The following is a 17036-nucleotide window of genomic DNA, read 5'->3' on the forward strand; positions in this document are numbered from 1 at the left end:
TCAGGCTGCCGTTCGCTCTTGGCAGTGACGGGGCAGGGTGACGCGAACTACCGTCCCCGCACCGGGTTTCGAGCGAAGCCGCATCGAGCCGCTGTGCAGGCTGACCAGCGACTTGGCTATAGCAAGGCCAAGGCCAGATCCCGCATGGATTTTGGTCAATTGGCTTTCGACCTGCTCGAACGGTTTGCCAAGTTTGCGGAGCGCGTGTGATGCAATGCCGATTCCCGTGTCGGCAATCGTCAGAGTTATAGAATTCTCGAATATCTTGCTTCGCGCCACGACTCGCCCGCCGTCCGGCGTGAATTTGACTGCGTTGGAAAGTAGATTGACGATGATCTGCTTGACCGCGCGACGATCGGCATGGATGGAGATGTCATCATCGCTTCTGACGTCGAAGGTCAGGCCCTTGTCGCTGGTCCGGCCCGAGACGACCCGCAGCGATTCGTCGAGCACCCGGGTGAGATCGAGCGCCTCCAGGTCAAGATTTATCCGGCCGGCTTCAATCTTGGACATATCCAGGACGTCATTGATGACCTCAAGCAGATATTGGCCGCTAGCCAGAATGTCGCGGCAGTATTCGCTGTACTTCTTCGAGCCGAGGGTTCCGAACATGCCGTTGCTCATGATCTCGGAGAACCCGATGATGGCATTAAGCGGCGTTCGCAGTTCGTGACTCATGTTGGCGAGGAATTTTGATTTCGCCCGATTGGCGTCTTCGGCGCGATTTTTCTCGTCCGCGTACTTCTGTGCCAGGTCCGCGAGTTCGATGGCTTGTTGCTCAAGCGTTGCCTGCGTCCGTTTAAGATCGATAACTGTGGCCCGCAGTCGGAGGTCGTTTTCGACAAGCTTTTGCTCATGCTCCTTGATGCGGGTGATGTCCGTTCCAACCGACACATAGCCGCCGTCCTTGGTGCGGCGTTCGCTGATGTGAAGCCAATTACCGTCTGCGAGCTGCGCATCAAAGGTGTGCGCCTCCAATATCACCGTCCCGGTTTCGGACTGCCGTGCCCTGATTTCGGGCATGCGGCCGACCTCGACCACGGTCTCGTAGGGGGTGCCGACCGCGACCGCGGTGTCTGGAAGCTTGTGGAGCCGCTGGAAGTGAGAGTTACAAAGAACCAGGCGGTCGTCTGCATCCCACAGCACAAAGGCCTCGGGAATGGATTCAATCGCGTCCCGCAGCCGGAGATCGGCTTCAACCGATCTTTCCGCGAGGCTCTTCTGTTCCGTGATATCGACGGCAATTCCGATCAGATGAGCGCCGCCGCTCGCATTGCGACTGAGTTCGCAACGGACGCGTAACCAGATCCAGTGTCCGCTGTTATGTCGCATCCGGAAACTTTGATCGATATGACCGATCTTTCCCGAGATGAGCTGGTCCGCTATTTCGAACAGGTCGATGTCTTCGGAATTCACCAGTGAGGTCACCTCGCCGAAGGTGAGTAGATCGCTGCGACTTTCCAGTCCGAGCAAGGTGAACATCGATTGCGACCAGAAGATCCGGCCGCGCGACAAATCCCAATCCCAAAGTCCGCATCGGCCGCGATTGAGCGCGGTATCGATGCGACCACGAACCGCATCATTGATCAGATCACCTTCGCGAGCTCTGGTAGATTGCCAGTGAAAGGCAAAGCCCAAAATCAGGACCACGAACCCGGTCGTGGCTGACAGGGTGATCGACAACGCGGTGTCTGGGCGCCACACTGTGTCGGCTTCCTGAACGACAGTGACCTGGCCCAGCAATGATCTGACGACTCGCTGGACCGCAAGCGCGCTGCTGCCATCCAGCAGGACGATGTCGGCGACGCTCGCAGGCGACGTGCCGCGCAAGGCCGGCGATTGTGTGATGCTGATGAGTTCGAATATCCGGCCGCTTTCGCCCGACTCGGTCCCGATCGGTACTCGCGCGAGAACGCGTTGATCGGCGCCGGTGACGATGACGTGGCGGCCGGCGGCAACGCCCCAGGATGGAATGAGCTTTGGCAAAAGGTTTTGGAGGCGCTCGATAGAGGCGGGGCGCTTTTGATCGACGACGCCGGCATGCTCAAGCTGTTCTGCCAGAAGATCGGCAAGTGCCAGCAGATCATGTTTCGTCATTGCCTGCTTTTGCCGCGTCTGATCGATGACTTGCACCAGTGCGCCAACGCATATCGTCACAAGGAAAGCGATGATCAGGGTTGGGACGGCACGTCGAAGCAAAGGCTCGGCGGTCAGCAGTCTACGATAGGCTGGTTTCGCGATCGATTGCGCTAATCCTTTGATCGAATCGGATTGAGCGCAAGCGCTCGCCGCCTGAGCGCGCGCCATGCCTTTAGCCCCCGTGTGAATTTTTCCGCACATCGGAGTAATTTTTGACTTCTCCGAATCACTCCGATTTGAATCCACTTTTTTGAATCTGTCGAGAGTCAACGATTCGTTAACGCGAAGAATTTTGTCCAACAGAGAACTTCAGTAACCTAGCGGCCGCCGCTGGTTGAGTCCGAAACAGGAACGTGGGGGCAGCGAGAACTTTCAGCTTTCGCGCGGTGGCTCCGCGTGGCTGATGACGCGCTTAACGCTCGGAAACGCGCGGCGCAGAGCCCGTTCGATCTCATCGACGTTTTCGTGCACCTTGGCGACACTCATCGACGGCGCGGCGCGGCAATGGAAGTTGACGATTTCGCCGGCTTCGGTGTCTCTGACTCGTACGTTGTGAATGTCGTGGATCGCTCCGCCGGCGGCGAAACCAGACAAGGCTGTCCGGATGGCGTGGATACGGGTGGGGACAGCGTCGGTCCCAAGCGGAAGCTCAGGCTCCAACGGCTCGATGTGCGTATCCACTTCGACATCTGCACCGAATTCGTGACGAATATCATGCTCCAGCCGATGCGCGATTGCATGGGCCTCCACCAGCGGCATTTCGCCGTCGACCTCGAGGTCGATGCTGACCGTCAGCTTTTCTCCAAGGTCATGCACCGTGACGTGATGAATCGCGAGACCTGAATTGCGGGCAATCACCATGATGCGTTCGCGTACGCTTTCGTTGTCGCGAGCGACCGGTATCGCAGTAAACGTCAAATCAGCATCGCCGAGAGCGGCGGACACTGCGTTCTGCGCCTGCTGTTTGATGGCGTCGATGCGGTCGATCGGATAGGTTCGGGGGACTTCGGCGGTTACATCGACGAAATGTCGGGGACCGACCATTCGCACCCTTAGTCTCGCGATGCCGACGACATCCGGCAGCGCTCTGATCGCCGCGTCTGCTCGTTCGGCAACACCATCCGGCGCACGGTCCAGGAGTGTTTCGATGGTGGCGCGTCCGAGCCGTAAACCCAGAATGGAAATCAGGACGGCGACGCCGATCGCAGCAGCGGCGTCGCCCCACGCGTAGCCCAGTCCGGACAGCGTTAGCCCGATGATGACCGCGACGGATCCAAGCACATCGGAGGCAAAATGCAGGGCGTCGGCCTCCAGCGCCTGACTGCGGGTGTCGAGTGCGGTCCGGTGCAGCGCACGGGCGCGCCAGGCATTGACGACAATGTCCGCGACCAGCACGACGAATGGAATGGCGGATAGGGTCGGCGGCGGCACGCCTTCACGCAGATGAGCGTAAGCCTGCACCACAATGCCTCCGGCAAGGACATAAAGCATCGCAATAACACCGAGGGCCGAGAGGCTTTCGATTTTGCCATGGCCATAGTGATGTTCGGCATCGGCGGGACGGTCGGAAATCCGCACCACAATCCACGTGACGATCGTGGCGACCAGATCGATCGAACTGTGGAGCGCCTCGGAAATCAACGCCAGACTGCCGATCGCTATGCCGACCACGAGTTTGATCGTCGCCATGCTGGCGCTGGCGATCATCGAGATGGCGGCGACTTTCGTTTTTGACTTGGAGGCAAGGCGTGACATCTGCGGGGTTTAGCAGCCTGTCACCCAGGATAAAAGACGGCCCGATTGCGCAAGCGCCTTTCATTGCAGACGCTGCTTTTGCGAATTGTTCTGATTTTAAAGCGGTTGAGCTGCGGTTAACGACGCTCATGTGATATCGGGATACTGATCCACGCAATCGCGCGGTAAGCCAGCCGATCGCGGCAGCGCCGACAAGGCCGAGACATGCCGCCGCGGCATCAACCAGAAAATCCTCCAGCCGCGCATGGCGGCCGGGCACCCACAGTTGCATGATCTCAAGAAGCCCGATCAGGAGGATGGCTACCGCCGCGACGCGTAGCCGTCGCTGGGGAAACGAAAAGCCTACCGCGAGACCAAGCAGAACGAAGGCTAGCGCGTGTTCGCCATCTTGTCCGAGCGGGGCATGCGGACGATAGCGCGCCGGCCCAAGTGTTGCGAATACGACCGCCATGATCAGAACGAAAGCGCCGATGCGGACGAGAATCTTCATCGCTGGCGCATAGCACAATTTGTCGCCGCGGGAAGGCCGCATGAACCGCAGCCGCGCTTTACATCTGCGGCCGCGCCGACCCGAGTCGAAGCGTCCCTGAAGGCGGCTGCGGGCAATTCCTGCTCATCAAACCGCCCCCGACCGCGGTTTTGCCTGCAAATCGCTGGGGGAAGCCAGCCCTGCGGTCGAAGTAAGCTGTTATAAATCCCACAAGGCGTGTTTTTTTCGTTGGATTTGGAAATATTGTTTTCTGGGCCGAATCAACAGACAGGATCGATGATGGCAACCCAGATGACGAAATCGCAGCTCGTTGAGAAGATCTCGGCTCAGGCCGGATTGTCCAAAAGTGACGTAAAGGGCGTTCTCGAGGCGCTTGCGACGACAGGTTATAAAGAGCTCAAAAAGACCGGTGTCTTTTTGGTTCCGGGTTTTGCGAAGTTCGTGGTTATCAAGAAGCCGGCGACCAAGGCGCGCAAAGGAACCAACCCTTTCACCGGTGAGCCCATGACTTTCAAGGCGAAACCCGCCCGAAAGATCGTCAGAGCGCGGCCGGTCAAGGCTGCGAAAGACGCGGTGTGATGCAGGGGCCCTTCGGGGCCCTTGTTTTTCCAGACGCTGGTTCAACGTTGAGGCTTGCCTACAGCTCATCCCCAGGTGCTCGATTGGGTCGAGGTTATTGCCAGTGTCTTGGTAACGGTATCAGGCCACGGGTACGTTCCAGATGTCCTCGGCGTATTCCCGGATTGTGCGGTCCGACGAAAACCAAGCCATGCGCGCGACGTTGAGTATGCTGGAGTGAGTCCATTCCGGACTGTCCCACTTTGTGTCGACAGCGCGCTGCGTGCGGTAATAATCGTCGAAATCGGCAGATACCAGATAGTAGTCCAGAAACCGCAGTGCGTGAGCAATGGGCACGAAACGCGAAACGTCATCCGGCGAAAATACACCGCGCTCGATGGCCTCGATCACGCCAGCCAGTTTCGGCGACGACGCAATGACATCGGTTGCATCCAGCCCCATGGCACGGCGCCGCACAACTTCATCCGCTTTCAGGCCGAAGATATAGATATTTTCTTCGCCGACATGTTCGGCAATTTCAATGTTGGCGCCGTCGAGCGTTCCGATGGTGATTGCACCATTCAGCGCGAGCTTCATGTTGCCGGTGCCTGACGCTTCCATGCCTGCGGTAGAAATCTGTTCGGACAGATCGCTCGCCGGGACGATTACTTCGGCAGCGCTGACATTGTAATTGGGAATGAAGACGACCTTGAGAAGATCCCTGATTCGAGGATCGTTATTAATGACATTACCAATGTCATTGATGAACTTGATGATGAGCTTGGCCTGCCGGTAGCTCGCGGCGGCTTTTCCGGCGAAAATCTTGACGCGCGGCGTCCAGTTGCCTTGGGGGTCCGCCAGGATGGCCTGGTAAAGGGCGACTATCTCAACCGCGTTGAGAAGCTGGCGCTTGTACTCGTGGATGCGCTTGATCTGGACGTCGAACAGTGCCGACGGATCGGCGACTATCCCGAATTGTCTGGCTATGATCTGGGCGAGCGCGATCTTGTTCGTTCGTTTTATAGCGCGAAATTTCTGCTGAAACGCAGGATCATCCGACAACCTCTCCAGCATCCGTAACCGCTCGGGCTCATCGAGAACTGCGGCTCCGCATGCCTCTTGCAGCAAGGAGGTGAGTTCCGGATTGCATTGATGCAGCCAGCGGCGGAAGGTAATTCCATTGGTCTTGTTCGTAATGCGATCCGGATAAAGGTTGTTCAGATCGGCAAATACGGTCTCACGCATGAGTTCGCTATGCATGGCTGAAACACCATTGATGCGATGAGAACCGACGAACGCAAGATGACCCATGCGGACACGACGGCCACCGGTCTCGTCAATCAGCGACACCGAGGCTTGGGACCGTGTGTCTGCTCCAAAATGTTTCTCCGCAGTTGCAAGATGATTTACATTGATCCGGTAAATAATATCGAGATGCCGCGGCAACATTCGTTCGAACAGTTCGACCGGCCATGTCTCGAGCGCCTCGGGCAACAGCGTGTGGTTGGTGTAGGAGATTGTCTTCGTTGTGATGTCTAAGGCATCGTCCCAGCCAATGTGATATTTATCCATCAGCAGCCGCATCAGTTCGGGGACGGCCAGGCTGGGATGGGTATCGTTGAGCTGGATTGATGCATGGGACGGCAGAGACCGGAGATCTCCGTCGGTGTAGAGATGGCGGTTGAGAATATCCTGCAACGATGCGGAAACAAAAAAGTATTCCTGACGCAGGCGCAACTCGCGTCCGGCTGGTGTCTCGTCGCTTGGATATAGAAATTTCGATATCGCTTGTGCCCGCGCCATCTCGGACATCGCGCCGAGGTGATCGCCGCTGTTGAAGGTATCGAGGCGCATCGGATCGACCGCGCGCGCGGACCACAGCCGCAGCGCATTGACGTGACGGCCGCGCCAGCCGACGATCGGCGTATCGTACGCGATCGCCTGGATGGTCTCATCGGGTATCCATCGTGTCTGGCTTTCCTGCCCGTGCTTCTCAATGCGATCGAGATGTCCACCAAACTGGATGTCGAACACGACATCACCGCGTTCGAACTCCCACGGGTTTCCTGAGAGTAGCCACTGCTCCGGAAACTCTTCCTGCCATCCGTCTGAAACGATCTGGCGAAACAGCCCGTGTTCATAGCGGATGCCATAACCTCGTGCTGGAATCGCGAGCGACGCCATGCTTTCCATGAAACATGCGGCAAGTCGGCCGAGGCCGCCGTTTCCGAGCGCAGCATCCGGTTCGACATCACGTAACTCGTCGAAGTCGATACCGAGGTCCTCGATCGCCGTTCGAAATGGTCCCATCAGCGACATATTCGTCAGCGCGTCGGTCAGCAACCGTCCGATCAGGAACTCAAGCGAGAGATAGTAGACGCGCTTAGCGCCATGATTCTGAGTGGCTTGATCGGATTTGAACCATTGGTAGACGATACGATCACGCAGCGTCAGCGCCGCCGCTATGTACCAGTCGTGGATGTTGGCATGTTTGACGTCCTTTCCCGCCACCAGAACGATCTTGGACAGGATCGCACTCTTGATTTCCGCGACGATGTCATCGTTTTCAAGCTCGGGCCACGCCGATGCGTCCTCTTGGAGGCGACGAAGTCGCTTTGGCGAAATCTCTAAAACCATCCAATCTCCCGATCTGTTTCCGCCTGGATCACTCGTAAGCCGCAACTGGCACGACTTAGAGTATGTGACGCCTTCTGCAGTCCGGGATCAACTGGCGGTTTTGCGGCGTTGACCTTTCGTTTTCGACTATATTGTTCCTGTTCTGTCTGTGGAACCTTTGTTCACCGCTTACGCGCGGAATACCTGTTCATCAGGCCGCTCCCATGGACCAGAAAACTGACCATGCCGGCAGGCGTGCCGGCAACTCACCACCCCAAATCGGTCGCCCCGGCATCGGGGATGTGTCATCAGTCACGTTATGATCCGAAATATTGGCGCGAAGGTGCAACTGCGCGCCGTTGCCCAGCGACCAGCGTGCGATCAGCAGACGGTCGTTCTGGCAAAGCTCAGCGGAAGCGAACATTGCGTTGCCAAGCTGCGGCATGAGTTCATTCCGGCGGACCTGCAATAGCCGCTTGACGAGTGCATGACGCGGTAGGCGCTGGCCTGGGTCGGGCCAAGCAAGAACCGCCGCTTCGAATGTGGACAGCGCCAGGGGATCCGGCACGTCATTGCCGAACATTTCGTAGGCGCTGGCGAATTCCCTCCGCCGGCCTGTTCGTACCGCATCGGCGAGATCGCCTTTAAAGTCGCAGAAAAAAGGGAAGGGCGTGGTTGCTCCCCATTCCTCGCCCATGAACATCAGTGGCGGCATCGGCGCTAGCAATGTGATCGCTAGCGCCGCCTCGATAGCACGCGCGTCAGCGGACCATTCGAGGCGATCGCCCAGCGCGCGGTTGCCGATTTGATCGTGGTTCTGAAGGAAGTTCACGAAAGCGGCTGGGGGCAGGCCGCCGATCAATTCTCCGCGAGCTCGCCCGCCGCGATGAGCAGAGGCCTCGCCCTGGTAGGCAAAACCCGCCCGGAGTGTTCGCGCGAGAAGATGGCGTGGATGGATGGCATAATCTTCATAATAGCCGTGGGTTTCCTGAGTGAGGATGACGTGCCAGACGTGATGGTAGTCGTCATTCCACTGTGCGCGATACTTCCCGTTCGGCACACCTGAAGAAGGATCGAGCAGACCCGCGCGGTTATCGTCGTTCTCCAGCACGATGTGAATATGGCGTCCATCTTGCCGCGCCAGAATCCCGACAGCGCGGCTGATATCGTTCAAGATTGACGGCTCGCCTGGCTCGGGGATGGCATGCACCGCATCAAGGCGAAGACCGTCAAATCGATAGTTGCCTAGCCAGTGCAATGCATTGTCGACGGCGAACGCGCGAACCTCGGGAACGCGATAATCAATCGCCGCTCCCCAGGGGGTCTTCACATCACAGAAAAACTGCGGTGCGTAGCGCCCCAGATAATTTCCCTCCGGCCCGAAGTGGTTGTAGACGACATCGAGAAAGACCATCAGTCCACGCAGATGAGCCTGATCGATAAGTTCTCTCAGATCGTCCGGCGTGCCGTAAACATGATCAGGCGCATACCACAGCGCGCCGTCGTAACCCCAATTTCGCGATCCCGCGAAATCGGCGAGCGGCATTAACTCGAGAGCGGTGATTCCGGTTGACGCCAGATGATCGAGCTTGTTGATCATGGCACGATAGGTGCCCTCAGGCGTAAAGGTGCCGACATGGCATTCTAGGATGACCGTTTCATGCCATGGCCGCCCGCGCCAGTCGATTGCCTTCCAACGAAAATGGCGGTGGTCGATAAGTTCGCTCCGACCGGACACATCATCGCGTTGATAGGATGACGCCGGGTCCGGTACGTCTAGCTCATCATCGATCCGGTAGTGATAACGCGTACCGGCGCTTGCTGCGGCCACTTCCGCGACGAACCAGCCGCTACTGTCTTTTTCCATCATATGTGCGGTATCGGTAACTATGGCCACTTTGCCGGCTGCCGGCGCCCACAGCCGGAACGTTGCGCCGTCTAGCGTGAGAGTAGGGCCGAAGCGGCCGACGCTCATGGCTGGCCTGCGAACGCGATGACGCTGCGAGGCGGTGCCTGCATGGTCGCGTTAGGGTGGTGCGAGGCGATGTCGATGTCGTCGTTCGTGGTATGAAGCACGATCGACCACGTCTTGTACTCTTCCAGGTTCGGAATTTTAAACTCGATCGGCTCCGGCGCCGCGTTGAGGACGATGTAAAGCGCGTGCTGGTGTGGCTCCGTGGGTCCGAGCACGTAGGAAAGAAACCTTCCTTCGGGGAAACTCCAGTCAGCCTCGATCATTTCGTTGCCTTCCGGCGTGAGCCACAGCACGCCGTAGGAACTGTCTATCCTTTTCCCTGTCACCCATTGTCTTGACCTGATCTGGGCAAAGCGCCTTCGGATTGCGGTAAGGCGTCCGATGAGGTCAGTCAGGTCGTTGTCCTTGTCGCCAAGATTACTCCAATCGATCCAGCCGATTTCGTTGTCCTGACAATAAGCGTTGTTGTTTCCACTCTGGCTGTTGCCGACCTCGTCGCCCGCAAGAAGAATCGGCACTCCTTGGGCTAGCAGCAGGCACGAGAGCTGGTTCTTGCGAAGCTGATGGCGGAGCGTCAGGATTACAGGATCGTCAGTCGGCCCTTCGTGTCCACAATTGTTGCTGAGATTATCATTGGAGCCATCGCGATTGTCCTCGCCGTTGGCTTCGTTGTGCTTCTCGTTATAGGAAAACAGATCCGCCATGGTGAAGCCGTCATGGACGGTGACGTGATTGATGCCGGCGCGCGGCGCGCGGTCGTCATGATTGAAAAGGTCGGATGATCCTGTCATGCGGCCGCTGACATCGCCGATCAAATTTCCTTCGCCGGCCCAGTAACGGCGCATTGTGCTGCGATACCGGTCGTTCCATTCCGACCATTGTGAAGGAAAGCCGCCGACCTGATAACCGCCGGGGCCGACATCCCACGGTTCCGCGACCAGCTTGACGTTAGCGAGAACGGGATCCTGCCGGATTGCATTGAAAAAGGCGCTGTTGCGGTCGAAACCGTGGGATCCTCGCGCCAGTGTGCTTGCGAGATCAAAGCGGAAGCCGTCGATGTGACAGACTTCGACCCAATAGCGCAGCGAATCCATAACCATCTGGAGCACGCGCGGATGGGTCAGATTTAGCGAATTGCCGGTTCCTGTGAAGTCGTCGTAGTAGCGGGGATTGTCCGGCATCAGCCAGTAGTAGGAGGCGTTATCGATGCCGCGGAATGACAGCGTCGGGCCAAGGTGATTTCCTTCGGCGGTATGATTATAAACGACGTCGAGCATGATCTCGAAGCCAGCGTCATGAAGACGGGCCACGGACATGCGGAACTCGTCCAGCGCTGCGTCCTTCGCGTACCGCTGCTCCGGCGTGAAGAACGAGATGGAGTTGTATCCCCAGTAGTTGCTTAGCTTGCGCTCGACAAGGTGGCGATCGTCGACGAAGCCATGAATCGGCAGAAGTTCGATCGTGGTGACGCCCAGGCGTCGAAGGTGATCGATCATGGCCGGCGCAGCCAACGCACCGTACGTGCCCCGGAGTTCAGGAGGGATATCCAAGCGCGTCTTGGTCAAGCCTTTGACGTGAGCTTCATAGATGATCGTGTCTTCCCAAGCGACACTGGGCCGCGGTTCACGCCTCCCCCAGTTGAAGGTCTCGTCGATGACGGTGGCTTTAGGCATGGCGCGGGCGTTGTCGCGTCTGTCGAAGGATAAATCCTCACGCGGACTTCCGGCGCGGTAGGCGAAATGTGCATCGCTCCAGACCAGTCGCCCGCTGATCTTCCTCGCATAAGGATCGAGCAGCAGCTTGTGAGAATTAAACCGATGGCCGCGCTGAGGATCGTAGGGGCCATAGACGCGATAGCCATAGAGCTGCCCGGGCGCGATATCGTTCAGGTAGCCGTGCCAGACGTTTTCGGTGTGTTCGGGTAGGGCGATACGCTCGATCTCCCTGCGGCCCTTGCTGTCGAACAAGCAAAGCTCGACTTTTTCCGCGTGAGCGGAAAAAAGGGCAAAGTTCGTTCCGCGACCGTCCCAAGTGGAGCCGAGGCGGACATGTGTACCTTCTGAAATTCTCGTCATGCAGTTTCCGGAACCAGAAAAATCACCCCAAGAGGCGGCAACGTCAGCCTGAGCTCGGGGATGATGTCCCCTGATGTCTCGACCACGCCATCATTTCCGACGTTGGTCCCACCATAATGAGCGGAGTCGGTGTTAAGCGCTTCGCGCCACCGCCCGGTGAAGGGTACGCGCACGCGATAATCACGATGGACCGTCGGTGTAAGATTCGCGATTACCAGACAGCGTTCCCGTCCGCTCTCACCCTTTCGCATCCATGCGAAGACGCTGTGATCTGCATCGTCGGCTACAATCCATTCGAAGCCGGCTGGATCGCAATCGAGTTCGTGCAACGCCGACACATCGCGATAGAGCGCGTTGAGATCCCGAACAACAGCCTGGACCCCTTGGTGACGAGCTTGATCGAGAAGATGCCAGTCGAGCGAGTGATCGTGGTTCCATTCGCGCTCCTGGCCGAACTCAGCCCCCATGAACATCAATTTCTTGCCGGGGTGGCCGAACATGAAGGCGTAATAGGCGCGCAAGTTTGCGAACCGCTGCCAGTTGTCGCCCGGCATGCGGCCAAGGATGGAACGCTTGCCGTGCACCACCTCGTCGTGCGACAGCGGCAGAATGAAATTTTCCGAGAACGCATAGTGTAGTCCAAACAAGATTTGATCATGGTGGTGCTTGCGGTGAATGGGGTCCTTGCCGAAGTAGCTCAACGTGTCATGCATCCAGCCCATGTTCCATTTGTAGCCGAACCCTAAACCGCCGAACTCGGTCGGTCGTGAGACCTGTGGCCATGCCGTCGATTCCTCAGCCACGGTTGTAGCGTTCGGAAATCTGCCAAATACTTCTCTGTTGAACCGGCGCATAAATTCGATGGCTTCCAGATTCTCCCGGCCGCCGTGCTTGTTCGGAATCCATCCGCCTTCGGGGCGGCTGTAATCGAGATAGAGCATCGACGCGACAGCATCGACGCGAAGACCATCCACGCCATAGCGTTCGAGCCAGAATAGTGCGTTGGCGACGAGAAAATTGACAACTTCGGTGCGCCCGTAGTTGTAGATGAGGGTATCCCAATCGAGGTGACGGCCCTGCAATGGGTTGGCGTGTTCGTAGAGAGCCGTTCCGTCGAAACGGCCGAGCCCGTGCGGATCGTCGGGAAAATGACCTGGCACCCAATCCAGCAGGAGACCGAGTCCTTCGCGATGGCAGGCTTCGACCAGATATGCAAAATCGGCGGGCGTGCCGAAGCGGCTGGTCGGGGCGTAGAGGCCGGTTGGCTGGTAGCCCCATGAACCGTCGAACGGATGCTCGTTCACCGGCATCAGCTCGATATGCGTAAATCCGAGGCCGCGTGCATAGCGCGGCAGGGTCTCGGCAAGCTCGCGATAGGATAGCCAGCGATTGCCGTCGCCACGGCGCCATGATCCAAGATGAACTTCATAAATCGAGATAGGCGCGTTACGTGCATTGATCGTGGCGGCCGTCGGTGTCGGGCGGGGCAAGGCTGTTTCGTCGAATACGATCGACGCCGTGTTCGGTCGGACCTCGGCAGCGAACGCCATCGGATCGGATTTCAGCGGGAGCAGAAAGCCATCTTGAGTCGTAATCGCGAATTTGTAGCGATCACCCACCTGCGCACCGGGGATGAACAGTTCCCAATATCCGTTACCCCGTACACGCATCGGGTGTCGGCGCTGATCCCAGCAGTTGAAATCGCCGACGACGGCCACGGCCCGAGCGTTCGGCGCCAGCACGACGAATCCTGTTCCGTCCACCCCCTCCATCGTTATGGGATGAGCGCCAAGCTTGTCGTACAGCCTCTGGTGCGTGCCTTCTCCGAGCAAATAAAGGTCGAAATCATTTAGGATGGGCGCAAAGCGATAAGGGTCCTCAAGCTCAACCATGTCGGAACCATACCGAGCGCGGAGACGGTAGTGCTGCGCCCCGTCCGGCAAATTTCCAAGGAAAAGTCCGGCGTCATGAATACGTGTCAGAGAAACCTCTTCGCCGGTCTCATCGACCAGGCGCACTTCGGATGCCTCGGGTAGATAAACGCGAACCACGTTGCGATCGGTCTCGCGATGACAGCCGAGATAGTGAAAGGGGTCCGAATGTCGCCCTTCAACGATGGCGCGTGCTTCGGATGACAGTTCGGTCATGCCCGATCTCGCTTCCTGTTCCGCAGCACCCGCAGTGTGCCATCCAGCGCGACCCGCAGCCAATCCGGGCGATGGGCCAGCTCGTAGTCGATCTCATAAAGCGCCTTCTCGAGCAGGAAGAATCGCAGCATCCCGTCTTTATCGTCCTGCTCCTCCGGCCATAATCGCGAATCGGACATCGCTTCTCGATAAGCGGCCATAAAGGTCTGCGTCGCCTCGTCACGCCATGCCGACAGGGCCTCCGTCAATCGTCCATCGTCGTCCGCTCCGGTTTTTAGAACGCGCTCTTGCGCCGAGGTCACGGAATAATCGATGGATCTGATCAGCCCGGCGACGTCGCGAGCTGCCGGCGCCTTCATCCGCCGCTCGGCAAGGCTTCGTCGCGGTTCGCCTTCGAAATCGATAATAAAGACGTCGTCGCGAACGACGAGAACCTGCCCTAGATGAAAGTCGCCGTGATGCCGGATATTGTGCAATTGAATCGATGACGGCAGCAACTCGGTGAGCAAGCCATGCAAATCTGGGCGGAGACTCTGGATTTCGTCGACAAGAAGCCGATCCGATTCCGAAAGCTTAGCTTGAGCGAGTCGATCAAACGTTTGCTCCGAACGTGCCATCAGTCGATCGATGAAATGTGCGACGTTCGAAGCGGTGACAGGCTCAGGACTGAAATCCTCGATATCGTCGCGGCTGGCCAGTGCCACGTGCATTTCCGCGACGCGCTTACCGATTTGCATCATGTAACGCTGATAGGCCGCTTTTTCTTCAAGCGCTGGAGCTGAATCGTTCGCCCCGACGAGCCGCTGCTCGTCGACGAAACGATCCAGTGCGGCGCTGCTGACGGTCCATGCGTCACCCTGGTTACCGACAAAGGCGTGGACGATAGCGATGGCGGCCTGGATGTCAGGTCCTGTCAACTCCACGCTGCCCAGTAGGGCGGGCGTATTGGTAAATCCAGCAACGTCCGTCAGGAAGCGTCCCACTTCCACTTCGGGATTGATGCCATTCTCGAGCGTTCGGTAGAGTTTGACCACAAATTTTTGGTCGACCAGCGCGGTGCTGTTCGACTGTTCTGTCTGAACTGCTCGCACGTTCTCAATGGGCTCTTCCGCAATCGAAGCCAGCCGCTCAGTAGGAACGTAAGCAAGCCTCAAGTAGCCTTCCTCAAAGGTTGCACAGTGGCGCAGATCGTCGATGATGTCCGCGATCAGATCACTCTCATAGGCGGCGTCGATCAGCGTTCCTTCGCGCGAGCCTTGCCGCACGGCGGCGAGGTTTTTGGCGTCATAGTTTCGGCGGTCCAATCGATCCCACCGGATTCGGATCGGTATCGCGTATCGCCCTGATTGTCCGCGATGGGCTGCGTCGAAGATCACGAGCCACGGTCTGGATTCCTGATCCTTCGTGAGTGGTACCGCCGCCGGCACGCGCGCAGTGATGGCGCCAGCGGATCGCTCCGGAAACCAGCGCGCGCGGGCGAGATGGGATGGCAGCACATCACGCTCGAAGATCGAGCGTGTCCGTGCCAGCGACATCCAGGTCGCATTTAGCGGTACGACCAGCGTCTCGTAGTCAGGTACGGTCGCGGTCGCAACGTTCGGGGACGGCGGCTTTTCATTCAGCCGGAACCAATAGAATCCATAAGGCGCGAGCGTGATCAGGTACGGCAGCTCGCCGATATCGGGAAAGGTCGTTCGTCCCAGCATTTCAAGCGGTGAACGGCCTTTCCAGTGCGACAGATCGAGTTCGGAGGCTTGCGCTGATCGCGATAGGTTGGCGACGCAGAGCACGACCTCATCGTCGTATTGTCTCACATAAGCGAGAACGCTTCGGTTCGAAGAGCGCGCAAATGACATAGTTCCCCGGCCGAAAGCGTGGCTCGATTTTCGTACCGAGATCAGCTTCTTCATCCAGCTCAATAACGAAGAAAGGCTTCGCGACTGGGCCTCTACATTGACAGACTCATAGCCGTAGACGGCATCCATGACAGGAGGAGCATAGAGCCGCGCCGGATCGCATCGAGAAAATCCACCGTTACGATCCGGAGTCCATTGCATCGGGGTGCGAACGCCGTTGCGGTCGCCGAGGTAGATGTTGTCGCCCATCCCGATTTCGTCGCCGTAGTAGATGATCGGCGTCCCCGGAAGCGACATCAGCAACGAATTCATCAGCTCAATTTTGCGTCGGTCGTTATCCATCAAGGGCGCAAGGCGGCGACGAATACCGAGATTGATGCGCGCGCGAGGATCTGCGGCATAGGTCGACCAGAGATAATCACGCTCGATATCAGTCACCATCTCAAGCGTCAGTTCGTCATGATTTCGTAGGAACATCGCCCACTGACAACTGTCGGGAATGTCGGGCGTCTGCCGCAGAATGTCGGTGATTGGAAAGCGATCCTCCTGAGCTATCGCCATGTAGATGCGCGGCATCAAAGGGAAATGATAAGCCATATGGCATTCATCGCCATCCCCGAAATAGAACTGAACATCTTCCGGCCATTGGTTGGCTTCGGCAAGGAGTACCTTCCCCTTGGCGTAAGCATCGAGTTCAGCGCGGATATGTTTGATCACCGCATGCGTTTCAGGGAGATTTTCGTTGTTGGTGCCCTCGCGTTCGCAGAGATACGGAATCGCATCCAGCCGAAACCCGTCGACACCCGTGTCGAGCCATCGCTTCATCACCTGAATGACAGATCGGACGACCCGCGGGTTGTCGAAATTAAGATCCGGCTGATGACTGAAGAAGCGATGCCAATAGTAAGCATTGGCTTCGGCGTCCCAGGCCCAGTTCGATTTTTCCGTGTCTGTGAATATGATCCTGGTGCCCTGATATTTTTTGTCTGTATTGCTCCAGACATACCAGTTGCGGGCGCTGGATCCTGGCGGACTGCGCTGGGCTCGCTTGAACCATCGGTGCTGATCGGATGTGTGATTTATGACGAGTTCGGTAATCACGCGTAAGCCACGCCGCTTCGCTTCCGAGATAAACCGGCGAAACTCTTTCATGGTTCCGAAATCGGGATTGACTGAGCCGTAATCGGCAATGTCATATCCGTCGTCGCGCCCTGGCGAGGGATAAAACGGCAGCAACCACAGAGCGGTAACGCCGAGCTCCTGAAGGTAATCAAGCTTGTTGGTCAGACCTACGAAGTCGCCGATGCCGTCGTTGTTGTTGTCGGCGAATGCCTTGACGTGAAGTTGATAGATAATAGCGTCCTTATACCAGAGATCGTCGGTCTGGACGTATCTGTCGGCATCTATCTGCGACATTTCGTTCAT

General features: G+C 57.7%; 8 protein-coding genes and 1 pseudogene. 1 reads left to right on the forward strand and 8 read right to left on the reverse strand.

The genetic code is table 11. From position 1 onward, the window contains the following. From ACM561_RS06450 to ACM561_RS06460, 3 genes and pseudogenes are all read right to left on the reverse strand, one after another. The gene (locus ACM561_RS06450; RefSeq protein WP_425908886.1) at positions 1-2307 is read right to left on the reverse strand and encodes a PAS domain-containing sensor histidine kinase; all 2307 of its coding nucleotides are present in this window, start codon (positions 2305-2307) and stop codon (positions 1-3) included. Positions 2308-2511: 204 nt separating this feature from the next. After that, positions 2512-3894 (reverse strand): cation diffusion facilitator family transporter, encoded by a 1383-nt coding sequence (locus ACM561_RS06455; protein WP_425908888.1) that lies wholly within the window; start codon positions 3892-3894, stop codon positions 2512-2514. 145 nt (positions 3895-4039) lie between these two features. Next, a pseudogene (locus ACM561_RS06460) lies at positions 4040-4384 on the reverse strand (VanZ family protein); the annotation flags it as partial. Between the two features lie 279 nt (positions 4385-4663). Here ACM561_RS06460 and ACM561_RS06465 point away from each other — a divergent pair. Beyond that, entirely contained in the window at positions 4664-4963 is a 300-nt protein-coding gene (locus ACM561_RS06465) for an HU family DNA-binding protein (protein ID WP_079446299.1), read from the forward strand. 120 nt (positions 4964-5083) lie between these two features. Here the strand turns inward: ACM561_RS06465 and ACM561_RS06470 are convergent, their stop codons facing one another. The 5 genes from ACM561_RS06470 to treS form a co-directional block, all read right to left on the reverse strand. Further along, positions 5084-7579: a glycogen/starch/alpha-glucan phosphorylase gene (locus tag ACM561_RS06470; protein WP_425908890.1), complete on the reverse strand. Its 2496-nt coding sequence runs from the start codon at positions 7577-7579 to the stop codon at positions 5084-5086. Positions 7580-7769: 190 nt separating this feature from the next. Continuing rightward, complete coding sequence (gene treZ / locus ACM561_RS06475; protein ID WP_425908892.1) at positions 7770-9533, reverse strand: malto-oligosyltrehalose trehalohydrolase; 1764 nt, start codon at positions 9531-9533, stop codon at positions 7770-7772. Continuing rightward, on the reverse strand, positions 9530-11608 hold the full coding sequence (glgX, locus tag ACM561_RS06480) for a glycogen debranching protein GlgX (RefSeq protein WP_425908893.1): 2079 nt from the start codon (positions 11606-11608) through the stop codon (positions 9530-9532). The genes treZ and glgX overlap by 4 nt, the downstream gene beginning before the upstream one ends. Further along, positions 11605-13755: a 1,4-alpha-glucan branching protein GlgB gene (gene glgB / locus ACM561_RS06485; RefSeq protein ID WP_425908894.1), complete on the reverse strand. Its 2151-nt coding sequence runs from the start codon at positions 13753-13755 to the stop codon at positions 11605-11607. The genes glgX and glgB overlap by 4 nt, the downstream gene beginning before the upstream one ends. Continuing rightward, positions 13752-17036 (reverse strand): maltose alpha-D-glucosyltransferase, encoded by a 3285-nt coding sequence (gene treS, locus ACM561_RS06490; protein WP_425908895.1) that lies wholly within the window; start codon positions 17034-17036, stop codon positions 13752-13754. The genes glgB and treS overlap by 4 nt, the downstream gene beginning before the upstream one ends.

The organism is Nitrobacter sp. TKz-YC02 (assembly GCF_049852135.1).
In the GTDB taxonomy this organism is placed as follows: Bacteria; Pseudomonadota; Alphaproteobacteria; order Rhizobiales; family Xanthobacteraceae; genus Nitrobacter; species Nitrobacter vulgaris.